Origin of the sequence: Thermincola ferriacetica, from assembly GCF_001263415.1 — a bacterium.
GTDB lineage: Bacteria > Bacillota > Thermincolia > Thermincolales > Thermincolaceae > Thermincola > Thermincola ferriacetica.
On record NZ_LGTE01000002.1, the window covers coordinates 1 to 22756 of the forward strand.

Sequence of the window (22756 nt, forward strand, 5' to 3'; positions counted from 1 at the left end):
CCATCGAGTTCGGGAACACTGCCTTCTTGGCAAGGTTTTGCAGCATAAAGCTCCGTGGTAGCGGAGAGCCCACCCACCCCTCCAATGGACTGGATTGGAAATATTGGAGTGGAGGATCATTTAAGCTCTCCTCAATTGTACTAATTTGATTTGTCTACAATCTGAAACTCACCCACAGGTGAGTTTTTTCGTTTTAAATTAATATTATTGTGGAATACTAGATTCAATCTGAAATTTATCTGAAGGAAAGGAGGGTCAACCATGGTTTTGGACAGGATCGCCCTGGTCCTGGTAATCATCGGCGCCTTGAACTGGCTTTTGGTTGGACTATTCAATTTTGATGTTGTTGCTTACCTTTTCGGCAGTTCAACGGCAACCCTGAGCAGGGCTGTTTACGTTTTGATCGGTATTGCCGGCTTGTGGGCGATAACCATGTTGTTTAGGCCACGGGAAAAAGCCAAATCATAAGGTAACATAAGAGGGCATATTATTTTTTAATATGTCCTCTTACAATTTAGCCCCCATGTATGATAAGTCCCACATTGAATAAACCCACAGTTTATTTGACAGTTTATGTCCAAAGTAATATAATTAAAATCAAATAAATATTGGATTATCTTCGGGGAAAGGTGCAATTCCTTACCGGCGGTGATGCCCGTCTTGGGATGAGCCCGCGAGCCAGAAGGCCGATTTGGTGAGAATCCAAAGCCGACAGTTAAAGTCTGGATGGGAGAAGATACTTAGGTTTGAACCTATTTGCTTATCTATGCACAATCCTGAAGATATCATTCTTCGGGGTTTTGTTTTTATTAAATTTAAATAGACCACTATATTGATTCGGGTGAGTGGTATGATAAAAACCGACGTAAAATATATGCGCATGGCCCTTGAACTGGCCTCAAAAGCAAGAGGAAATACAAGTCCCAACCCTATGGTGGGGGCGGTTATTGTCAAAGATGGCCGGGTTATTGGCAAGGGTTATCATATGAAAGCCGGGACTCCCCATGCTGAAGTGCATGCACTCCGGGAAGCGGGCGAATTAAGCAGGGGCGCTACCATGTATGTTACCTTGGAACCCTGTTCCCATTACGGGCGGACACCCCCGTGCAGTAAAGCAGTGATTGCAGCAGGAGTGGCGCGGGTGGTTGTAGCCATGGAAGACCCCAACCCATTAGTATCCGGCCAGGGCATTCAGCAAATGAGAGAAGCCGGGATACAGGTGGAAGTAGGGTTAATGGAAAAAGAGGCCAGAGAATTAAACGAAGTTTTTATTAAATACATAAAAACACGCCGGCCTTTTGTTGTAATGAAGTCTGCTATGACCCTGGATGGCAAAATTGCTACGGCTACGGGGCATTCTCGGTGGATTACGGGGGAGGAGGCCCGTCGGCTGGTGCACCTATGGCGGAGCTGGTATGATGCGATTTTGGTAGGCATCGGTACTGTGCTGACCGATAACCCTTTGTTGACCTGCCGGCTGGAGGACCGTCAAGCCCAAAATCCTGTCCGCATTATTTTAGACAGTTTAGGCAGACTGCCTGTTGATGTAAATGTTCTGAAAACCATAGAACAGGCTCCTGTTATTGTGGTCTCCACAGAAAAAATACCCCGGGAACGCAAGGCAGTTCTGGAAGAACTGGGAGCGGAAGTCCTGGTGTTGCCGGAGCGGGAAGGCCGACCTGACCTGGCGGCGCTGCTGGATGAATTGGGCCGGCGGGAAATTACTTCTCTCTTTGTGGAGGGTGGCGCTACGGTAAACGCATCTTTTCTTAAAAACCGCTTGACCGACAAAACGGTCTGGTTTGTGGCTCCTAAAATTGTCGGCGGCCCTCAGGCGCCAGGGCCTGTTGGCGAAATGGGTATTCAGTTTATGGACGAGTGTTTGAACATAAAGAATATGTCTGTGCAGGATATTGGCCAAGACCTTTTGATTACAGGCTACCCCGATTACGGGGACAAAGAACCGGCTGCAGGCAAGAGAGGTAGGTGCAGATGTTTACCGGTATAGTTGAAGAATTAGGCGTACTAAAAAGGATACATAAGGGTGCTGATTCGGCCAGATTGACTATCCAGGCTGAGAAGGTTTTACAGGATGTAAAACTGGGAGACAGTATTGCTGTAAACGGTATCTGTCTGACGGTGACTGAATTTAATAACCGGTTTTTTAGTGTGGATGTAATGGCGGAAACTTTGCGCCGGACCAATCTGCTGGACTTGCAACCGGGGAATTTTGTCAACCTGGAAAGGGCTCTACGGGTAGGCGACCGTTTGGGTGGGCACATTGTCAGCGGACATATCGACGGAGTAGGAACCATCATCCGGCAGCAGCGGGAAGATATTGCTATTATTACCGAGATTGAAGCCCCGCCGGAAGTAATGAAATATATTTTGACCAAAGGTTCTGTGGCTGTAGATGGTATAAGTTTGACGGTGGTTAATCATACTGACCGTACTTTCGTTGTTTCCCTGATACCGCATACTGCGAAAATGACAACCTTGGGGTACAAAAAGACAGGGGACAAGGTAAACCTTGAAAGTGATATTATTGGTCGTTATGTTGAAAGGCTTCTTGGTTGCCATCAGCAAGAATCCCCGGCAGTGAAGAAGACGGGTATTTCCCTGGAATTTCTTGCTGAGCAGGGTTTTTTGTAATCAGGACCGGCAGCATGGAAAGGAGAGAATAGTCGATGAACAAACGGCAGTTTAATACAGTGGAAGAAGCTATAGCTGACATCCGCAGCGGCAAAATGATTATAGTGGTGGATGATGAGGACAGGGAAAACGAAGGCGATTTGCTAATGGCTGCAGAAAAGGTTACTCCGGAGGCCATTAACTTTATGGCTACCTACGGGCGAGGTTTGATATGTGTGCCCATGGAGGGAAAGCGTCTTGATGAACTGGAGCTGCCGGCGATGGTCCCCCACGCTACCGATGCCCATGAAACAGCCTTTACTGTTTCCGTTGATGCAAAAGGCAAGACCACAACGGGTATTTCCGCTTATGAAAGGGCTATTACCGTGAAAACTTTGATTGACCCGCGCACAAAACCGGAAGATTTGGCCCGGCCCGGTCATATTTTTCCGCTGCGGGCCAAAGAAGGGGGAGTGCTGCGCCGAACCGGTCATACGGAGGCTGCTGTGGACCTGGCAAAATTGGCCGGTCTTTATCCGGCCGGCGTAATATGCGAAATTATGAAAGAGGACGGTACAATGGCCAGAGTGCCCGAACTCATTGAGTTTGCCCGTACCCACGGTCTGAAGATAATTACTATCGCCGACCTGATTAAGTACAGGCGGCGGACGGAAAAGCTCGTGCGCAGGGCGGCAGAGACAAAACTGCCTACCAAATACGGTAATTTTAAAGTAATTGCTTATGAAAACAGCCTGGATTCCGATGTCCATGTGGCCCTGATTAAAGGAGACGTCGATACGGGGGAACCTGTACTGGTGCGGGTTCATTCGGAGTGCTTCACCGGCGATATCCTGGGGTCTTTGCGGTGTGATTGCGGAGACCAGTTGGCTACGGCAATGCGGACGATTGAAGCCGCAGGCAAAGGGGTTGTGTTATATATGCGGCAGGAAGGCAGGGGCATCGGCCTGGTCAATAAATTGAAGGCTTATAAACTGCAGGATGAAGGGAAAGATACGGTAGAGGCCAATGAAGCTTTAGGGTTCCCTGCTGATTTGCGCGACTACGGAATAGGCGCCCAGATTTTGGCTGACCTGGGCTTAAAAAAGATACGGCTAATGACCAACAACCCGCGTAAAATTGCCGGACTTGAGGGATACGGCCTGGAAGTGGTGGAGCGGGTGCCTATAGAAATACCGCCCCAGTGTACAAATGAATTTTACTTAAGCACTAAAAAAGAGAAACTGGGGCACATGCTTACATTATCAAAGTCTAAGGGGGAATAATGATGGTGAAGGTATTTGAAGGAAATCTCATTGCCAGAGGATTAAAGTTCGGGTTGGTAGTTGGTCGTTTTAACGAGTTTATTACCAATAAACTTCTTTCCGGGGCTTATGATGCTTTGAACCGGCACGGCGCTTTGCCGGAAGATATAGAAACGGCCTGGGTTCCCGGGGCCTTTGAAATACCTCTGGTGGCGCAAAAAATGGCCAGATCCGGCCGCTATGACGCGGTAATCTGCCTTGGAGCGGTGATTAGGGGAGGCACGCCCCATTTTGATTATGTTTGTGCCGAGGTTTCCAAGGGAATAGCAAAAGTCGGGCTGGATACCGGCGTGCCGGTAATCTTCGGGGTAATAACGGCTGATACCATCGAACAGGCCATTGAAAGGGCCGGAACCAAAGCCGGTAATAAAGGTTGGGATGCCGCTGTAACGGCCATTGAAATGGCGAACCTGTTGAAGACTATCGGGTAAATGAAGGCAGTTTGGAAAATCATGTGCGCAAAAAGGAAAATTTTTTATTGACAAACGGTGCAAATATGCTAAAATTTAATTTGATTGGAATTTGGTTCGCCTGTCTTGGAGGAGTGACCGGGAACCGGGTTCCAAATTATTTTGTGAGAAGGGGGCAAAGATGAAAAATGGTCAACGCTTTGGGAAGACACATTTTGGCTGAAGTACACGGATGCGACTTCGATTTGTTAAACGATGTGGAAAAGGTAGAAGAAATCATGGTGAACGCTGCATTGGAAGCAGGGGCAGAAATCAGGGAAGTCGTGTTTCACAAATTCAGCCCCCAGGGTGTAAGCGGAGTGGTAGTTATTTCTGAATCCCATTTGGCCATTCATACTTGGCCGGAGTTAGGTTATGCAGCTGTAGACGTATTTACATGTGGTGAAAGGGTTAATCCTTGGGATGCATGTAACTACTTAGCAAAAGGTTTCCGTGCCAAAAGTGTTGATGCAAGGGAAACTCGCCGCGGTACAATGTATTCAACTCCCCAAAAAGAGGCTGTAAATCTTTAGGAGGGATATTTATTTGTACGCGAACAAAGGTTAAAGGCTAGCATGGGTCCATACATACCGAAAGGTTTATGGGCCCATGCTTTTTTCATGTCTTTTGGCATATGTAGTTTATAATTTCAGAAAAAAAGGAATTATTCTGAAAACGTAGAATAGCTTTTAGTAACTCGAAGGAAACGGGGGGGTGGGGGGATGAAAGAAATCGACCTGGTGAGGAATCACGAGAAAAGTTTACCTTTTTTGCAGCAGTTGGAAGAAGAGAGCGGCCAAAAAGTCGGTCGTTGTTATCAGTGTATGAAGTGTACAGGAGGATGTCCTTTCCACTTTACCATGGATTATGCGCCAAACATGATTATGCGGATGCTGCAGGAGGGCCTGGTAGACGAAGTCCTTGAGAGTTACACTATACATACATGTGCCACCTGTGCAACTTGTACCGCCCGCTGCCCCAGAAATATTGATATCGCCAAAGTTATGGATACGCTACGGGTTATGGCCTACCGGCAGGGTTTTTATGGAAAAGGGAAAAATATGTATGTTTTCCACAGAGCTTTTCTAAATTCAATAAAGAAGCATGGCAGGCTTTACGAGACGGGGCTTGCTCTTGGACTCAACTTTGGAACGGGCAGGCTTTTTCAGGATTTAGATTTGGGTTTACCGATGCTCGGGAAAGGAAAACTTTCCCTTGTTCCGCACGACATAAAAGGCAGGGATGAAGTGAGAAGGCTTTTCGATTATGCCGGGAAAATCGGAGAGTGATTTGGTATGAAACTGGCTTATTATCCTGGCTGCTGGTTAAAGGGTTCAGCCAAGGAATTAGATATGTCGATGAGGACCGTTAGCGGTCCGTTGGGTATTGAATTACTGGAGGTTCCGGACTGGAATTGCTGCGGGGGATTATCCGCGCACAGTATGGGACATTTTCTTGCTTTTGCCCTGCCGGCAAGAAACATAATCAATGCTGAAAGCACGGGGTGTAAAGAATTTACCTCCCCGTGCCCGGCTTGTTATGTCCGGCATTTTCTTGCCCGCAGGGATTTCAATGAAAACATGGTGATGAGACAGCACCTGGAGAAAGCGCTGGGCCGGAAATTTAAGGACAGCACTATTAAAATTAAAAACTTGATCGAAGTTTTTTTGGACAGGTTTGGCCCGGCTGATGTACGAAAGTCCTTGACCGGGTTAAAGGTAGTCAATTATTACGGCTGTGCATTAGTTAAACCGCCCGGTGCCTGCGGTTTTTTTGATGACCCGGAAAACCCCCAATCGCTTGATAAAATTGCCGAAATATGCGGCGCTGAGCCAATTGAATGGCCTTATAAAACGGAATGCTGCGGAGCTTCTTTATGCTTCACCAATCAGGAAGCCGTGTGGAAGGCCGGCCGGGATATTTTGCAGACAGCCAGGGATTCCGGTGCGCAGGCTGTTGTTGTGGCTTGCCCCATGTGCCAGATGAATTTGGATATGCGGCAAGCCCAGATTAACAGAAAATATAAAACCAATTTTCATATTCCCGTAATATATTTCACCCAGCTTATAGGGCTTGCGATGGGTTACAGCCCGAAGGAACTTGGCATCGATAAGCTGTGTGTAAGTGCCTTACCCCTTTTAAGATCATTGCATATAGCTTAGCAGATAAGCCCTCATCCGTACGGATTGTGGGCTTATTCAATTTCGGAGCAACGATTGTTTCATCGTTACAGGGGCAATCCTCAGGAAGTTGTTTCTACCTGCATTTTTTGCAACGCCAGTTCAATTTCATGCAGGGTGCGGCCGATTCTGGAACGCAGTTCTTGGTTATTGCAGGAGATGTTGCCTGAAGAAAAAGCCAGGAATCTTATTACCTGTAAACAATAAACAGACATTAAAGGCAATGTTGATGCCTCCATTGACCATGATTTCGGAGTAAAATGTATAAAATGGTTGCGCAGCCTGTTCAGACGGCGAATAGATTTATCATGGTGTTTTCCGGGAATAAATTTTTTGCTTTTGGGATTCATCAGCATCTTGTCGGTTTGGATTTTACGGTATAGGTTTAAAAAAGTGTCAAGTTCCGGTTTGGGCAAAGGAGCGTTATTTTGCTTTGCTTCTATTAAACGTTCCGCTACCCGGTCTTTCAAAACATTTAGGCCGTCTTTGCCTCTCAGCGCACAAACCATAAATCCCTGGATGGAATTATGCAGAGATACTAATACCCATTTCCAATAATAGACGTCGGTTTTAGCTTTTTTCAGGAATAGGCCTGTTAACTCCAGGGCTTTTACTGAATCTTCCAACTCGGTTGTCGTGAACCAAACTGAATGCTTTATGGAAACCCCCTCCTGTAAGATATGTTTTACCTGTGGAAGGACGGTTTATTCTAGGACCTTGCACGAATATTTGACAGAATTTTTGTGAAATCTTATGTCAAGGGGAGGAATTGCTTATATAGTACAGAATATATTAAGTTAAATTTGATTGGGAGGTTACCTGATGGCAGCAGGGTTCTTGGACACAATTAATTCTGATTTACAGGCTGTGGAGGCAATTATAAATAAAGCCTTTAAAATAAAACCGGGTTACATCGGGAATTTTGCCCGTATTGACGATGATTATCCGGTGAAATATTTACATCCGGCAGTTATTATTTTAACGGGGCGTATGTTTGGACTTTATGAAGAAAAGCTTTATTCGATGGCCGCCATTATCCAGTTTATCTATCTTGCGGCAAATGTTCATTTTAGAATACCTGATTATGATCCGGACCCTGCTGAAACCGATGTGAAAGATGGTGTCCAGTACCCGGTTTTGGTAGGGGACTATTTATATGGCCGGTTCTTTACTACACTATGTAAAGGACAGATAATCCACTTACTGGAGCCCCTTGCGGATATCATCTGTGAGATGAACGTTGGGGGTATTTTACGGACCCAAAATTACCAATCCAGAGAAGAAAAACTGGTTGTCATTGAAAAAGAATCAGCGTCTCTGCTCAGGGAAGGCTGCCGGTTGACAGGCAGTCTGGCGGGAGTTTCTGCGCAAGACTTGGACAATATCGGTAATTTCGGGTACAATATAGGAATGGGGTATGGGATGCTGGAAAGGAATTTCCCGCTGGAGGAGGCCCAGGAGTACTTCAACCGTGCCATTGACATTTTACGGCATTCATTTTCCGCTTCCAAAGCCAGGGATACTTTGTTGGAGCTTGTTCAGTCGCTTATTAAAGGCGAAACAAAGGTAAAATTAAAGAAGTACGGGCCGACTTTGGAACAGGCGGGGGACAAAAAGGATATCAATGACCCTATAGTGCCTCCATATTATAAAAACAAAGAGGAATATGTACATGATATTTTTTCTAAGATTGCCGGAAAATATGACTTTCTGAACACTGTATTAAGCATTAACCGGGATAAATATTGGCGTAAGTTTACGGTGGGGAAGACGGGCCTGAAGCCGGGCGGCCGGGCTCTTGATGTTTGTTGCGGTACGGGCATGCTTACCCTTGAACTGGCCAAGGCAGCCGGACCGGTAGGGAAAGTAGTGGGTTTGGACTTTTGCGGTGATATGCTGCAAATAGCCGGGAAAAACATAACAAATACCCCTTATATCAAAAATATCGAATTTATCCAGGGAAATGCTATGGATTTACCTTTTCCCGACAATTACTTTGATTGTGCGACCATCGGTTTTGGTTTGCGCAATGTTCCCGATATGCGCCAAGCCATCAGGGAAATGATGCGGGTGGTGAAACCGGGGGGCAGGGTTGTTTCATTGGAATTTGCCAAACCCACCGTACCTGGTTTCAGGCAAATATATAATTTTTATTTCCGTCACTGGGTTCCATTTTTGGGTAAATTAGGTGTTGGAGTGGACGGGCCCTATAATTATTTGCATAAATCGTGGACTGTTTTTCCGCACCAAAAAGAGGTAAGGGATATATTTGAGGAAATAGGCTTGAGCGGCGCCGAGTATTTTGAGCTTACCGGCGGAGTGGTGGCAGTTCACGTAGGTGTTAAACCTGCGATCAATCATGGCACACACGATGATGTTGCAGTTTCCCGGGAAGAACGGTGAAGTTACAGTAATTATACGCTAGAAAGTGGGAGAGCTATGTTAGTAAAAAAAGTAAGAACTTTTGGTGAAATGATCAAGTTTGAACATACTGTTTTCGCTTTACCCTTCGCTTATTTGGGAGCTTTTTTTGCTCATAAAGGTATTCCCGCGGCCAGCGACCTTTTTTGGATTACCATGGCTATGGTTGGCGCCAGAACGGCTGCCATGTCATTAAACCGCCTCATCGACCGACATATAGATGCGAAAAACCCGCGTACAGCACAGCGGCATCTTCCTCAGGGGTTGATTACCGTCAAGGAGGTATGGTTATATATTATCCTTTCTTTTGCTTTATTATTAGTATCGGCATGGCAGTTGAATCCTTTGCATCTGACTGTCCCCCTGACGGTTAAACTGATGCCGATTGCAGTTTTTTTTCTTTCCTTTTATTCTTTTACCAAGCGTTTTACATGGTTATGCCACATTGTACTGGGCATTTCCATTGGATTGGCCCCTGTTGGTTCCTGGGTTGGCATAACCGGTCGCATAGAATTTCCGGCCATCCTGCTGGGGTTGGCAGTGGCAACCTGGATAGCCGGTTTTGACGTTATTTATGCCTGTCAGGACGTGGAATTTGACCGCCGGGAAAACCTTTACTCTATACCTGTACGTTTTGGCATCCGGGCGGCATTATGGATTTCCAACGGGTTGCATATTCTGACCATGGTTTTTTTAGTTTGGGTAGGAATCAGTTTACATTTGGAGATTTTCTACTGGCTAGGCATAGCTGTTTCAACAATAATTTTGGTATATGAGCATTCCATTGTTTCGCCAACGGATTTATCCAGGCTGAATGTGGCATTTTTTAATATGAACGGTATCCTCAGCGTAATACTGTTTCTTTTTACTCTGATCAATTACTTTCATTAATTCAAATATTGCAAATGCTCAAGTCTGGGGGGAAGAAATTGAATAGTTTATTTGCAAACAGTGAATTAGCCGGTATTGCGGAGAAAGTTGAGAAAGGTGAACGCCTGAGCAGGGAAGACGGTATCCGGCTGATGAAGTCCAATGATCTGTTAACTATCGGTTATATGGCTGACCTGGTCAGAAAGAGAAAAAACGGGGACTATGCCTATTTTATTGTAAACAGGCATGTGAACCATACCAATATATGTGAAAACCTATGTAAGTTATGCGCTTTTGGCAAAAAACCGGATGATCCCGATGCATATACCTTGACCATTGAGGAAATTGAAGAAAAAGCCCGGGAATGCCAGGGGCAGCGCATTTCGGAATTCCATATAGTGGGGGGGCTCAACCCCAAGTTAAGGCTTGAATATTTTGAGGAAATGCTGCGCAGGGTGAAAAAGATACTTCCGAATACGGTAATCAAGGCTTTTACTGCTGTTGAAATCGATTATTTCGCCCGCACGGAAAACCTTTCCGTTGAGGATGTCTTACGCCGCTTGCAGAAAGCAGGGTTGGATTCCCTGCCGGGCGGTGGAGCAGAGATATTCAGCCCAAGGGTACGCAAGCATATTTGTGAGAAAAAAATCAGCGGTGAGCGCTGGCTGGAAGTGCATGAGACCGCGCACCGGATAGGGATGCGCACCAATGCCACCATGTTGTACGGACACATAGAAACGGCTGAAGAGAGAATTGATCACCTGATCAAATTAAGAGAGTTGCAGGATAAAACCGGCGGATTCCTCGCTTTTATAGGACTCGCTTTTCATCCTAAAAACACCGGTTTGGAAGAATTAAATCTAAGCCGGACCACGGGTTATGATGATATTAAAGTATTGGCTGTAGCCAGGTTAATGCTTGATAATTTTGACCATATCAAAGCTTATTGGATTATGATTGGCCCGAAACTGGCCCAGGTTTCCCTGGCATTTGGGGTAGATGATATCGATGGGACCGTTGTAGAAGAAAAGATTACCCATTCGGCCGGCGCGGATACCGGACAGTCAATGACTAAAGCTGAATTGGTCAACATGATTAAAGCTGCAGGCAGAATCCCGGCGGAAAGGGATACACTGTACACTATCCTGGAGGAGGGCTTCTAGTGAAAAAAATTCGGATAGGGTATATAGAGTACCTGAACTGCTTACCGATATATTATGCGCTGGAAGAGGGAACTGTCAAATTGGAGGCTAAATTGGTGAAGGGTCCTCCTACGAAGTTAAACCGCATGTTTCTGGAGGGCCAACTGGATATTACTCCTATTTCCTCTATAGAATATGCAAGAAATCCCGACAAGGTAGTCATACTGCCCGATATTTCCATTAGCGCAGACGGTAATGTGGAAAGTATATTTCTTTTCAGCAAAATCCCCGTAACGGAACTAGAAGGGCATACTGTCGCCTTGACCACATCTTCTGCCACATCGGTAGTTTTGTTGAAGATTCTTTTTGACCATTACTACCATGTAAAGGTAAACTACGTGGACCGTAAACCCGACCTGCCGACCATGTTAAAAAATACCGCAGCGGCATTGCTCATCGGTGATGATGCTATTTTGGCCAGGGAAAAGTATAAAGAGCTGGCGGGGCAGCCTCTCATTGTAACTGACCTGGGCGAAGTGTGGAAGAAATTTACCGGGATGAAGATGGTTTATGCTCTTTGGGTAATCAGGCAGGGATTCGTAGATGACAACCCGGGTGAAACGGCAGAAATTGCGGGTATTTTCCGGAAAGCAAAAGAAATAGGCCTAAATAGCCTTGATTTGCTGGCGGGCAAAGCCGCTGAACATTATAACCTGCCCAAAGAACTTTTTGACCATTACTATGAAACTATTCGCTATGATTTCGGTGAAGAGGAACAAACCGCTTTGCTGACCTATTATGATTATGCATATAAAAGCGGGCTCATTCCCGAACGGGTGAAATTAAGAATTTGGGGTGAAAACATTGGGTAATTCTGTTATGCCTATCCTGGAAAAGGCGTTAGCCGGGGGCAGGTTGGAAAAAGATGACATAGTGGACTTGTTTAATTCGAACGAACTGCTTCTCATAGGTAGGGCTGCGGATTTAATCAGAAAGAAACTGCACCCGGAGAATATTGTAACATTTGTTATTGACCGCAATATCAATTATACCAATGTATGCCGGACCCGATGCCGCTTTTGTGCTTTTTACAGAAACGAAAACGACCCCGATGCTTACGTGTTATCTATAGAAGAAATTTATGATAAAATCCAGGAAACCGTTGATTGCGGCGGGACACAAATCCTTATGCAGGGTGGACTGCATCCGGGCCTTCCCTTGGATTTTTACACTGATATGTTAAAGAAAATAAAGGAGCGGTTTCCCCATATTCACCTGCATTCCTTTTCCCCACCGGAAATAATCCATATTTCCAGGATATCGGGACTGAGCGTGCAGGAGGTGCTGGAAAAATTGCGGGCAGCCGGGCTTGATTCTATTCCCGGAGGAGGAGCTGAAATCCTCGATAACCGGGTCAGACAGTATATCAGTCCGCACAAGATTTCCTGGGAACAGTGGATTGACGTAATGAAGACGGCTCATAAAATGGGCATGAAAACTACTGCCACCATGATGTTCGGCAGCGTGGAAACATATGAGGAGCGGGCCAATCATTTAATACGGCTGCGGGAAGCTCAGGACGAAACTGGGGGTTTCCGAGCCTTTATTCCCTGGAGTTTTCAACCGGCCAATACCGCATTGGGTGGGGAACCTACTACGGGTGTGGAATACCTAAAGACCCTGGCAATTTCCCGTCTGGTACTGGATAACATACCAAATTTGCAGGCTTCCTGGGTTACCCAGGGCGCCAAAATGGCCCAGGTATCTTTAAGCTTTGGCGCCAATGATTTTGGCGGGACAATGCTGGAGGAAAATGTAGTCAGAGCGGCCGGAGTAAGTTACCACGTACCTATGGATGAAATTATCCATGCCATCAAAGACGCCGGTTTTACTCCGGCTCAGCGGGATACGGGGTATAATATATTAAAGTATTATTGAAATGGTTCATTAAAATATGGGAGGAGAAAAAGTAATGACCGCTTTTGGTTTAATTAGTGTGGGTATTCCCGAGTTGATATTGGTTCTGGTAATAGTCTTAATTATTTTTGGCCCCGGTAAGCTGCCCAAAATAGGTAAGGCTTTGGGAGAAGCCCTTGGCGGGTTTAAAAAGGCGGCTAATGCAAAATTTGATGAAGATGAAAAGACTAAGAAAAAAGAAGAGGATAGTGAAAGCACGAGTCATTAAACCCTTATTAGGAGGAGTATTGCATGGACGAAAAGAGGATGCCTATCCTCAAACATCTGGAAGAATTAAGGCGGGTTCTGATCATCAGTTTTCTTTCTATTATTCCTACTTCAGTGGTTTGCTGGTTCTACCGGAAAGAGCTATTGCATTTGTTAACCCGTCCTGTGGACAGACTGCATTACAAACTGGTTTATATTGGCCCAACGGAAGCATTTATCGCCAATATCAAGATTGCTGTTATCGGTGGAATTATTTTAGCATCGCCTGTAATCATGTGGCAGGTTTGGAGTTTCATCTTACCTGCCCTGACTAGAAACGAAAAACGCGCGGTTATTATCATCATGCCGATCTCCATTTTGTTGTTTGTGACGGGCGTTGTTTTCGGTTACCTGACAGTGTTCAACTTCGGGATAGAATTTCTGTTGGGATTTGGCGGTGAAGGACTGGAACCTATGCTGTCTCTCAGCAAATACCTGTCCTTTGCTTTTTGGTTCTTGCTTCCCTTTGGACTGATTTTTGAAATGCCCCTGGTGATTTTGTTTCTCACCAGGTTGGGTTTGGTTACGCCCCAGTTTTTGGCGAAAAACCGCCGGTTTGCCCTGCTCATAATCTTTATAATCTCTGCTGTGGTTACTCCGACCACCGATATGGTTTCTCAGTTCGCTATGGCAGGCCCAATGTATGTTCTTTATGAAATAAGCATATGGATATCCAGGTTTATGAAAGCTAAAAAGCGCAAAGAGGAAGAAACAGGGATAGTCGAAGGAGTAAAGGAAGCAGAAGAAGTGGAGGAGGCAGAAAAGACCTGGGAAACACCTGGCGTTTCCGGCGATATATCAGATTCTTCTGCCGTTCAAAAGGGCGGGGAGCAGGAAGATACAACGGCCAACAACGTTAACGAAACATCAGCAGATGATGAAGTAACCATTCCCTTTATAGATGAAGACCCTAAAGAAAAACGTCTTAAAGACATATACAAAAATATAACGGAAAAGGGTAATGGACCCGAGTAAGGGGATGTCTGGAAAAATGGGCAAGCATTTCATAATCGGAACCGCCGGTCACGTGGATCATGGCAAGACCATGTTGGTCAAAGCCATGACCGGAAAAGACACGGACCGGCTGAAAGAGGAAAAAGAACGGGGTATTTCGATAGAACTGGGTTTTGCGCCCATCCGACTGCCCAGCGGCATTCAGGCCGGTATTGTGGATGTTCCCGGTCATGAAAGATTTATTAAAAACATGCTGGCCGGGGTAGGCGGGATGGACCTGGTCCTGTTGGTGATTGCCGCCGACGAAGGAGTGATGCCCCAAACCACTGAGCATTTGGATATTATCAAACTCCTGCAGGTACCGCAGGGTATCATTGTCATAAGCAAGATTGACCTGGTAGATGCCGACTGGCTTGACCTGGTAGAAGAAGAAATCAAGGAAGCCGTCAAGGGTACCGTTTTTGACGGGGCTCCCGTGTTCAGGGTTTCTTCCACTACCGGTGAAGGAATTCGGGAACTCCTGGATTATATAGACCAAATGGCGGCAAAAATGAAGGTGCGGCCATCGACGGGGTGGCCCAGGCTGGCCATCGACCGGGTTTTTACCATAGCCGGTTTCGGCACCGTTGTTACGGGCACACTAATAGAGGGAAAGGTTAAAGTTGGCGATCCCCTGGAAATTTTACCCAAAGGGTTGGGGACCAGGGTGCGCAATATTCAGGTGCATGGCGAAAAAGTGAACGAAGCCTATGCCGGTCAAAGAGTGGCTCTGAATCTGGCCAATGTTGAGGTGGAAGAAGTACGGCGGGGTGATGTCCTGACTTGGCCGGGCAGGTTGAAACCAAGCCATAGAATTGATGTAAAACTACAGTTGCTGGAAAACGCCCGGCAACTTTCCCACAGGGCCCGGGTGCGCGTGCACATAGGAACCTCGGAAATTCTTGCCCGGATAATTCTACTGGATCGGGATGAGTTGAATCCCGGGGAAGTGGCTTATGCCCAGGTAGAATGTGAGGAACCTATTGTAGCCGCAAAAGGGGACCGGTTCGTGATCAGGTCCTATTCCCCTATGCACACTATTGGCGGTGGGACGGTAATTGATGCCAACCCGGCGAAGCACAAGCGTTTCCGGCCAGATGTTATTGAGGCATTGGCTACCAAAGAAAAAGGTACTCCGGAAGAACTGGTTATTCAGGCTTTGGGCACGGCAGGTGCGGAACTCCTTGCCCACGAGGCTTTGGCCAAGGCAGCCGGAATTCCGGAAACAGAGTTGACGCCGGCTCTGGAAAGTTTAAAAAAAGCAGGGAAAATCAGGGTAATCAGTGTTGAAGGCAAGCAGTTTTATATTTCCGATGATAAGTTTCAGCAGTGGGCCCGGGACATTACCGGGGTTTTGGAAGAATACCACAGGAAATTTCCCCTGCGTCCGGGTATGCCAAAGGAAGAAATCCGCTCCAGGTTCTTTCCGGGAATAAACAATAAGCTGTACAATGCCATTCTGCAGGTTTTCGAAGAGGAACAGAAATTTACCCTGACAGGCGATAGCTTGGCCCTATTTGGTTATGTTCCCCGCGTGGACCCGGAACAGGCCAAGGAGTTGGCCGCCGTCGCGGAACAATTTTTGCAAGGGGAATTCCAGCCGCCGGCCTGGAAAGATATGGTATTTACAGGTAAAGATATGGACCCGGAAGAAGTGTTAAACTACTTTGTTAACCAAAATATACTGGTTAAACTGGAAGACAACGTAATTTTGCACAGGGATGTTTTTGAAAAGGGCAAGCAGAAAATAATCGATTATTTAAAGGAAAAGGGTGAAATTACCCTGGCCGAGGCAAGGGACTTGTTGAACTCCTCCAGGAAATATATCTTGCCTTTCTTAAACCGCCTGGATAAAGAGAAGGTTACCAGGCGGGTTGAAGATAAAAGAATTCTTTATAAATAGACGGATAACTATAAATAAGTTTTATTGGGGAAAACAAGGGTTTGGTTTATTATCACAGAATAATAATTAAGATAATATCGTACTTTATTGCTGTATTTCCAGGGGGTGAAAAGCATGTTTGCGGAAGTTGATGCCCGTAATTTAAACTGCCCTCAGCCTGTGATTAATACTAAAAAGGCTTTGGATGAGATCGAATCGGGCACGGTAATTACAATAGTCAATAATGAAGCTGCTTTGCAAAACGTATTGACGCTGGCTAAAAATATGGGTTGTGAAGTAGAGGTAGAACAAAAAGGGGAGGACTGGCACATTCAAATCACCAAGAAAGGTGAAGCGCTGGATTGCTCGGTTGTGACTACCAAGAACGAAGTTGTTGTTTTTACCTCTGATGTTTTGGGCAGGGGAAACGATGAGCTTGGCGGAGTGTTAACCAAGGCGTTCTTCTATACCCTGGTTGAAAGCGAAGACATTCCCCAAACCATTATCTTCCTTAATGCCGGCGTTAAGCTGACTTGTGAAGGGTCGCCCGTTATAGAGCACCTGCTGGCGCTGGAAAAAAGAGGGACTGAAATTTTATCTTGCGGTACTTGTCTTGATTTCTTGAAATTGAAAGAGAAACTGTGTGTTGGACAGGTTACCAATATGTATACGGTTTGGGACAAGATGAATAAGGCCGATAAGGTTATCAACTTTTGATGAAAAGCCCTGTAAACAGGGCTATTTAATTGTAGACAAAGCAAGAAAAGGGGAGGTTAAATGTTTTCCGGAGCGGGGCTTAAATCGTCCATCGGTCCGCGAGCCGCGTAAGCGGGAGCGGTTATCCGATGGAGACTTCGCCCAGAGCGGAGGAATCATTTAACCTCCCTGAATCTTAAAATTTTAACCTTTGTCAACAGCACGGAGCGCGCCCGATAATTTAGCGGATTTCTGATATTTAGAAGGAAAATCGGCAACTTTTAGAGAATAAAAACTGCAGTAACCTCTGGAGGAGCGAAGCGTACTGTGCAGGAAACCAAGAACCACATTTTGATCGTTGAAGATAACCCGTTAACCGCCAACCAGCTAAAGTCATTTTTGGAAACGGTTGGGTATAAGGTTTCCCTTTGTCTGAATGCCGAACAGGCCAGGAACTTTTTGACCGAGGAAACGCCAGACTTGATAATCCTGGACATTATCCTACCGGACACGGACGGTTATGAGTTATGCCGGTGGATCAGGGAAGAGACGAGGCTGCGCCTCATACCTATTATTTTTGTCAGTGCTAAGGATGGCCTGGATGACAAGGTGTTGGGGCTGCAGGCCGGCGGGGATGATTATATTACCAAGCCTTTTGCCATGGAAGAGTTGCTGGCCCGTATTGAAGTAATTCTGCAGCGGATGCGAGTTTTTCACGAACTGTCCATGCGGGACGAGCTGACAGGCAGCTATAACCGCCGTTATTTCAATGAACGTTTGACAGAGGAAGTACACCGTGTGAAGAGGTACGGGCGGCCTTTAACCGTGGCCATGATTGATATAGACCACTTCAAACAGGTCAATGATACATACGGCCACCAGGTAGGCGATTTTGTGCTTACCAAGCTGGTAGAGTTTTTGCAGAACAATTTGCGGAAAAGCGACCTGGTTGCCAGATTTGGCGGAGAAGAGTTTGTGGTTTTGTTAACGGAAATTGATGCTGATTCGGCGGAACGCCTGATGGAACGAATCCGTAGCGCTTTGGAAAATGCTACTTTTATATATAATCGGGAGCCTCTGTTTGAAAAGATATCTGTGAAAATAACGGTTAGTATTGGATTAGCCAGTTGTCCGAAGGATGCCACGGATCCCGAAAGGATAATATCGTTGGCTGATGAAGCTCTCTATATAGCTAAAAATACCGGTCGCAACCGAATTGTGAAGCACTGCTGAGAACAGATATAATCCCGTAATAGAAAAGGAGGGGCAGGGCCAAACTAATAGGGATTAAAACATAAGAGCCGGAGTGAAGCGATGGTGAAAATATCCCTCAGGTTTGGGGCCGGAGAAGTGACCGGCAATATACCCGATAAATATGTAACCACTATTGTCCAACCGGGACCTGCTTTAAACCTGCCCATTACTGAACAGGTTTCTCTGGTAACCCGGGCTCTTCATAACCCTGTCGGAACAAAGCGCCTTATTGAAATGGGCCGGGGAAAAACTACAGCGGCCATTGTAGTGAGTGACGGTACCAGGCTTGTTCCAACTTCGGTGCTGCTACCACCCGTGCTGGAAGAACTGAAAGCAGCCGGTATTAACAATGATGGCATAACTATTGTGGTGGGGGTGGGTAACCACCGCCCGGTAACGGAAGAAGAAAAAACGGCAATAGTAGGTGCTGATATATACAAATCATACCGGTGCAAACATAGCAGGGAAGGCCCTTACGTAAGGGTGGGCGTAACTTCCCGGGGAACTCCGGTGGAGATAAGCAGGTTTGTGGCCGAAGCAGATTTAAAAATTCTTACTGGAAATATCGAAATGCACCGTCTGGCAGGGTTCTCAGGGGGCCCAAAAGGTTGTGTAGGCATTTCCAGTCCACGGGCTTTAGAGCATAACCACAGACTGAGCCGTCTGGGATCTAACGCTCCGGGTAGTCTGGAAGGTAATATAGTCCAGGCGGATTTATCTGAATATGCGCGTATAGCCGGAATAGACTGCATCCTTAATGTGGTGACGGACCATCGAGGCAATGTGGAAGCAGCGGTGGCCGGTGATGTAATAGAAGCTCACCAAAAAGGCATCCCGCTGGCAGAAAAAAAATACAGGATTCCTGTTGAAGAACCGGTCGACCTGGTAATTGTATCAGCCGGAGGCGTTCCTAAAGATTCTGCTCTCTACCAGGCGGTAAAGGCTTTGCAAAATGCGATGGATGTATTGCGGCCCGGCGGACAGGTGATCCTTGTTGCAGCCTGTCCGGAAGGGTTTGGCGACCCCTGTTTCCGCGAATGGATGCTTACCGGAAAGGGGATTCGGGACATTGTGGGCAGGGGAGAAAAAGAATTCCGTTTGGGAGGCCATAAAGCCGTGGCTTTGGCGCAGTTGCTGATGAAGGGAGAGGTGTACCTGGTTTCCCTTATGGGTAGCAAAGAAGTGGAAGCCGCTGGGATGCGGCCCTGTGTGTCCCTGCAAGATGCGATAGATAATGCCGTTGCCAAGTTTGAATACGGTAGGATTATTGTTCTTCCCTTTGGGGGAGTTACGTTTCCTTATATAATGCGGCAAACGGCTGCTTCAGTTCAATTAGGCAGGGGGGAGTTGGGGCATGGGACGTAGGTATAAGGGTAAGTTCTGTAACAGGATTCAACCAGATATGCTCGGTAAAGGAGAAGTCTATTATGAAGTCAGGGTGGATACAGAAAAAATAAATTTTTTTACAAAAATTCTGGAAGCCCATGAACGTCTGGCTTTTGTGGTTCAGGTAGACCCGGCCCGGGGTACCCTGGGCATGCTCAGCACTAAAAGCCAGGAGCATGAATTAATGCAGGTACTGCAGAGCCTGCCTCTAAAAATAGAAATACTTTAATCTGAAAAACATTTCTGCTCTTTGCAGAAATGTTTTTTTATCACGAAACATATTGGAGTTTGGTGAATATATTGTAGTAATTGGGACGAAATCAAATGTGGGGGGGTTACAATTGGAAGACCAACTGAGTAACTTATTGGCACAGGCGCAAAAGTTACAGGCTGAGATAACCAGACTCCAGGAGGAAATGAAAACCAAAACAGTGGAAGTTTCTGTAGATGGAGGGACAGTGCGGGTTATTGCTACCGGGGGTCAATATATAAAGGATATATTCATCGACCCCAACTTTATACATCCGGCCAATGCCAAGGTCATTAAGTCCCTTATCGTGGAAGGAGTGAATATGGCACTTGACAAGGCCAAGCAGATGGCAGAAAAAGAAATGAAAAAAATCACCGGCGGGTTTGCCATGCCCAAAATACCGGGAATGTTTTAGAGGAGGTATATGGAATTGACCGTTTCCCATTTGGATAAACTGTTGGCTTTGTTGGACCGCCAGACAGACAACAGGCTACATCCAAACTTGCTGGTGGGTTACCTGGGGTTGGTTAACCTCATGAGTATCATGAGCTTTATTCATGCAGCAGAACAAAGTACCGGCCTGGCGCTGCCTGCTCTGAATGATGCCGAATCTACGTCGGGTACCGGCGACGAAAAAAACCTGAAAAACGCCATCACGAGCCTTATGAACAGCGCGGGAGCCGGTTCGGGGGGCCCTGATTTATCCAGTCTGTTGAACATGATGGGTGGAAATAAAAAGCCTAATCCCCAGATGCTTTTGACTTTAATGAATCTGATGAATTCTATGAAAGCAAAGGCCGACACGGGAGATGATAAAGAAGCGGATTCAAAGGATGTCGGTGAAAAACCTCTTCCGGCTAAAACAGATTCCCCCGATGTAAAAAGCGATAGGAGACGTGGACTGCTATAATCTGCCATAAAGCTAAGCCCCAAAAAAGTAAAGCCCCAAATAAGCCGTAGGCTGGAACCAAAGTAATCCTGTAGACCTGGGGAGGTTAAATGTTTCTGTAATCATTTAACCTCCCCCTTATATTTTAATATTTAGGAAATTATGCAGTAACCAATATTTCATTTATTCATACAATGATATAAAGTGAGATAAGGCGCTGCCTAAAAAGCAAAAGAATGTTAGGGAGGATGAGAGATGAGTTCAAGTCCGCTAAACCCCAATTTAGTCCCGTTTTTGCAGGGACTAAAGCCTTTTCTTGGCCCAAAAGGACAAAACCTGACCGATATTACTTTAAACCTGTTAAAGATCCTGTCGAGTCAAACTACACAGGAAACGGTGCAAATGTTAAACGAGGCCGTCAACAAAAATTCATCGGCCGCGCAGGGAGTAGCTTCGCCGGTGGATTATGCTTTTACCCTGTTCTTGATTCTTATACTGCTGATTTTATCGAGCAATGTACTGATTCCAAACGAGGTCGGGTACAACACAGGACTTTCCCATGGAGACAGTCCTTTCTCTGACGAGCCTATTGGTGAAACCACGTAAAAAGCTGGGCAAGCCAAATCACCGGTTGGGGAAGGGAACGTCTGCAGATGCTTGATAACGTACAAACTCTTTGTAAAGTTACCAATGGGGTTTTGAGACAGGGAGATCCGCAACAAAAAATAGCAGGGATTATGAGTAGGTGCAAGGCGGTTAAACCGGGACAGGTTTATTTTGATGTCAAGGGAGGCCCGGGGAGCGACGAAAATATACTGGTAGCCCTCGATAAGGGAGCTGTTGCCCTTGTCATATCGAAACACAAGAAAAAACTGCCCTTCAATAATCATAAAATTTCTGTAATAGCTGTGCCGAAAGTTTGGGACGCTTTTTGGGACTGTGTCAGTTACCATAGGGACCAGTTCAATATACCGGTAGTTGGCGTTACAGGTACCTCCGGAAAGACTACCACCAAAGAAATGATTGCTTCAATATTTAAAAAAAAATGGGGCAAGATTTTAAAAACTGAGCAGAACCTGAATCTACCAAGTTTTGTGCCGGGGCACATCATGAGGCTGACGGCCGAGCATAAAGCCGCCGTATTTGAAATCGGCATGAACCGGCGGGGCCATGTCGCCAAGCAGTCCAGGGTCATAAAACCGATGATCGGCATTATAACCAACATAGGTCAGGCCCATGTAGGGATGCTGGGTAGCAAGGAGGCCGTTATCGAAGAAAAAGGGTCAATCATAAAAGGAATTCCGAAAAATGGATACTTGCTCATTAATGCTGATGATGAAAACAGCGGCAAATTAGACCTTAGTTCTTTTCAAGGCAAAACGCTCCGTTTCGGTATCAAAAACAAAGCTGATTATGTTGCCGAAGATATCGCTACCGGCCTGGATTTTGTTTCCTTTAAGACTGTTATTTATGGAAAAGAGGAGCAAATCAGAGTCCCGATTTCCGGCAAGCACAACGTTTATAATGCACTGGCTGCCATAGCAGCTTCCACGTTATTAAATATTGAAGTCAAATATATTAAACAGGGTTTGGCCGGTTTCCGCCGCCCCAAACTGAGACTGCAGTTGGTCAAAGGAATCAACGACAGTTTGTTGATCAACGATACTTACAATGCCAATCCTGATTCGGTGATTGCGGGACTGGAGGTTTTAAAAGAGCTGGCCAAAGATAAAACTTCAATTGCTGTACTGGGTAATATGCTAGAACAGGGAGTTTTTACAAATGAGGCTCACCAGAGAGTGGGGCGCCATGTGCAGGAGCTGGGAATAAATTATTTGATTACTATTGGCAAACTTGCCCGGCAGATAGCTGTGGGAGCACGTAAACATGGTATGCCTGAAGAAAAGATAAAGAGCTTTGATCAACGTTACGAGGGTAGTTTTTACCTCAAAAAACATATGCCACATAGGGCAGTCTGCTTGTTTAAAGGATCCCGGGCTGTTTACCTGGATAAGATGGTGGAGTACCTGAAAGACCCGGCGGCCAGTCCGCAAACCATTCAAATTATCCGTTGATGAGGTTGGGATTTTCCCAACCTTTTCTGATTCGTTCCCAAAAAATATTTGGATAAGGCCCTGTGATATGGTATAATTCTCGTTGTAAGAAAG

At 46.0% G+C, this 22756-nt stretch carries 25 protein-coding genes and 1 riboswitch; of the genes, 24 read left to right on the forward strand and 1 reads right to left on the reverse strand.

Annotated features, from left to right (window positions below; genetic code table 11):
• Nucleotides 1–261 precede the first annotated feature (261 nt).
• The 8 genes from Tfer_RS01590 (at nucleotide 262) to Tfer_RS01625 (ending at nucleotide 6564) form a co-directional block, all read left to right on the forward strand.
• Nucleotides 262–468 (forward strand): DUF378 domain-containing protein, encoded by a 207-nt coding sequence (locus Tfer_RS01590; RefSeq protein ID WP_013120645.1) that lies wholly within the window; start codon nucleotides 262–264, stop codon nucleotides 466–468.
• A 143-nt stretch (nucleotides 469–611) separates the two neighbouring features.
• Nucleotides 612–742: riboswitch (FMN riboswitch) on the forward strand.
• Between the two features lie 108 nt (nucleotides 743–850).
• Entirely contained in the window at nucleotides 851–2008 is a 1158-nt protein-coding gene (gene ribD, locus Tfer_RS01595; RefSeq protein ID WP_052216590.1) for a bifunctional diaminohydroxyphosphoribosylaminopyrimidine deaminase/5-amino-6-(5-phosphoribosylamino)uracil reductase RibD, read from the forward strand.
• Nucleotides 1993–2652: a riboflavin synthase gene (locus Tfer_RS01600; protein WP_052216591.1), complete on the forward strand. Its 660-nt coding sequence runs from the start codon at nucleotides 1993–1995 to the stop codon at nucleotides 2650–2652. The genes ribD and Tfer_RS01600 overlap by 16 nt, the downstream gene beginning before the upstream one ends.
• Nucleotides 2653–2687: 35 nt before the next feature.
• Nucleotides 2688–3914, forward strand: coding sequence for a bifunctional 3,4-dihydroxy-2-butanone-4-phosphate synthase/GTP cyclohydrolase II (locus Tfer_RS01605; protein WP_052216592.1), 1227 nt, complete (start codon nucleotides 2688–2690; stop codon nucleotides 3912–3914).
• 2 nt (nucleotides 3915–3916) lie between these two features.
• Complete coding sequence (gene ribH, locus Tfer_RS01610) at nucleotides 3917–4384, forward strand: 6,7-dimethyl-8-ribityllumazine synthase (protein WP_013120641.1); 468 nt, start codon at nucleotides 3917–3919, stop codon at nucleotides 4382–4384.
• Nucleotides 4385–4551: 167 nt separating this feature from the next.
• Entirely contained in the window at nucleotides 4552–4935 is a 384-nt protein-coding gene (speD, locus tag Tfer_RS01615) for an adenosylmethionine decarboxylase (RefSeq protein ID WP_013120640.1), read from the forward strand.
• 189 nt (nucleotides 4936–5124) lie between these two features.
• Nucleotides 5125–5691: a 4Fe-4S dicluster domain-containing protein gene (locus Tfer_RS01620; protein WP_052216593.1), complete on the forward strand. Its 567-nt coding sequence runs from the start codon at nucleotides 5125–5127 to the stop codon at nucleotides 5689–5691.
• Between the two features lie 6 nt (nucleotides 5692–5697).
• The gene (locus tag Tfer_RS01625; protein WP_052216594.1) at nucleotides 5698–6564 is read left to right on the forward strand and encodes a CoB--CoM heterodisulfide reductase iron-sulfur subunit B family protein; all 867 of its coding nucleotides are present in this window, start codon (nucleotides 5698–5700) and stop codon (nucleotides 6562–6564) included.
• A gap of 80 nt (nucleotides 6565–6644) precedes the next feature.
• Here Tfer_RS01625 and Tfer_RS01630 read toward each other — a convergent pair whose 3' ends face one another.
• On the reverse strand, nucleotides 6645–7208 hold the full coding sequence (locus tag Tfer_RS01630; RefSeq protein ID WP_052216595.1) for a hypothetical protein: 564 nt from the start codon (nucleotides 7206–7208) through the stop codon (nucleotides 6645–6647).
• A 196-nt stretch (nucleotides 7209–7404) separates the two neighbouring features.
• Here Tfer_RS01630 and Tfer_RS17225 point away from each other — a divergent pair, with 196 nt between their 5' ends.
• The 16 genes from Tfer_RS17225 (at nucleotide 7405) to Tfer_RS01710 (ending at nucleotide 22663) form a co-directional block, all read left to right on the forward strand.
• Complete coding sequence (locus Tfer_RS17225) at nucleotides 7405–8985, forward strand: demethylmenaquinone methyltransferase (RefSeq protein ID WP_013120636.1); 1581 nt, start codon at nucleotides 7405–7407, stop codon at nucleotides 8983–8985.
• A 36-nt stretch (nucleotides 8986–9021) separates the two neighbouring features.
• Nucleotides 9022–9894, forward strand: coding sequence for a UbiA-like polyprenyltransferase (locus Tfer_RS01640; RefSeq protein ID WP_013120635.1), 873 nt, complete (start codon nucleotides 9022–9024; stop codon nucleotides 9892–9894).
• A 38-nt stretch (nucleotides 9895–9932) separates the two neighbouring features.
• Nucleotides 9933–11036: an aminofutalosine synthase MqnE gene (mqnE, locus tag Tfer_RS01645; RefSeq protein ID WP_052216596.1), complete on the forward strand. Its 1104-nt coding sequence runs from the start codon at nucleotides 9933–9935 to the stop codon at nucleotides 11034–11036.
• The gene (locus tag Tfer_RS01650; protein ID WP_052216597.1) at nucleotides 11036–11887 is read left to right on the forward strand and encodes a menaquinone biosynthetic enzyme MqnA/MqnD family protein; all 852 of its coding nucleotides are present in this window, start codon (nucleotides 11036–11038) and stop codon (nucleotides 11885–11887) included. Before mqnE ends, Tfer_RS01650 begins: the two co-directional genes overlap by 1 nt.
• A 7-nt stretch (nucleotides 11888–11894) precedes the next feature.
• A complete protein-coding gene (gene mqnC, locus Tfer_RS01655; protein WP_200900998.1) occupies nucleotides 11895–12953 on the forward strand; it encodes a cyclic dehypoxanthinyl futalosine synthase in 1059 nt (352 codons plus the stop codon).
• 34 nt (nucleotides 12954–12987) lie between these two features.
• Nucleotides 12988–13200 carry a twin-arginine translocase TatA/TatE family subunit gene (gene tatA, locus Tfer_RS01660; protein ID WP_052216599.1) on the forward strand — a complete coding sequence of 71 codons (213 nt, stop codon included), beginning with the start codon at nucleotides 12988–12990 and terminating at the stop codon, nucleotides 13198–13200.
• 23 nt (nucleotides 13201–13223) lie between these two features.
• The gene (tatC, locus tag Tfer_RS01665) at nucleotides 13224–14213 is read left to right on the forward strand and encodes a twin-arginine translocase subunit TatC (RefSeq protein WP_052216600.1); all 990 of its coding nucleotides are present in this window, start codon (nucleotides 13224–13226) and stop codon (nucleotides 14211–14213) included.
• 16 nt (nucleotides 14214–14229) lie between these two features.
• Nucleotides 14230–16134, forward strand: coding sequence for a selenocysteine-specific translation elongation factor (gene selB / locus Tfer_RS01670; protein WP_052216601.1), 1905 nt, complete (start codon nucleotides 14230–14232; stop codon nucleotides 16132–16134).
• Nucleotides 16135–16248: 114 nt separating this feature from the next.
• Nucleotides 16249–16830 (forward strand): sulfurtransferase-like selenium metabolism protein YedF, encoded by a 582-nt coding sequence (gene yedF, locus Tfer_RS01675; RefSeq protein ID WP_013120628.1) that lies wholly within the window; start codon nucleotides 16249–16251, stop codon nucleotides 16828–16830.
• Between the two features lie 306 nt (nucleotides 16831–17136).
• Entirely contained in the window at nucleotides 17137–18042 is a 906-nt protein-coding gene (locus Tfer_RS01680) for a diguanylate cyclase (protein ID WP_052216602.1), read from the forward strand.
• Nucleotides 18043–18123: 81 nt separating this feature from the next.
• Nucleotides 18124–19428: a nickel-dependent lactate racemase family protein gene (locus Tfer_RS01685; RefSeq protein ID WP_052216603.1), complete on the forward strand. Its 1305-nt coding sequence runs from the start codon at nucleotides 18124–18126 to the stop codon at nucleotides 19426–19428.
• Nucleotides 19418–19678, forward strand: coding sequence for a DUF4911 domain-containing protein (locus Tfer_RS01690; protein ID WP_052216604.1), 261 nt, complete (start codon nucleotides 19418–19420; stop codon nucleotides 19676–19678). The genes Tfer_RS01685 and Tfer_RS01690 overlap by 11 nt, the downstream gene beginning before the upstream one ends.
• 112 nt (nucleotides 19679–19790) lie before the next feature.
• Entirely contained in the window at nucleotides 19791–20114 is a 324-nt protein-coding gene (locus tag Tfer_RS01695) for a YbaB/EbfC family nucleoid-associated protein (protein ID WP_052216605.1), read from the forward strand.
• A 15-nt stretch (nucleotides 20115–20129) separates the two neighbouring features.
• Entirely contained in the window at nucleotides 20130–20609 is a 480-nt protein-coding gene (locus Tfer_RS01700) for a hypothetical protein (protein ID WP_152908939.1), read from the forward strand.
• A 234-nt stretch (nucleotides 20610–20843) separates the two neighbouring features.
• A complete protein-coding gene (locus tag Tfer_RS01705) occupies nucleotides 20844–21194 on the forward strand; it encodes a hypothetical protein (RefSeq protein ID WP_052216607.1) in 351 nt (116 codons plus the stop codon).
• Between the two features lie 131 nt (nucleotides 21195–21325).
• The gene (locus Tfer_RS01710) at nucleotides 21326–22663 is read left to right on the forward strand and encodes a UDP-N-acetylmuramoyl-tripeptide--D-alanyl-D-alanine ligase (protein ID WP_160315509.1); all 1338 of its coding nucleotides are present in this window, start codon (nucleotides 21326–21328) and stop codon (nucleotides 22661–22663) included.
• Nucleotides 22664–22756 lie beyond the last annotated feature (93 nt).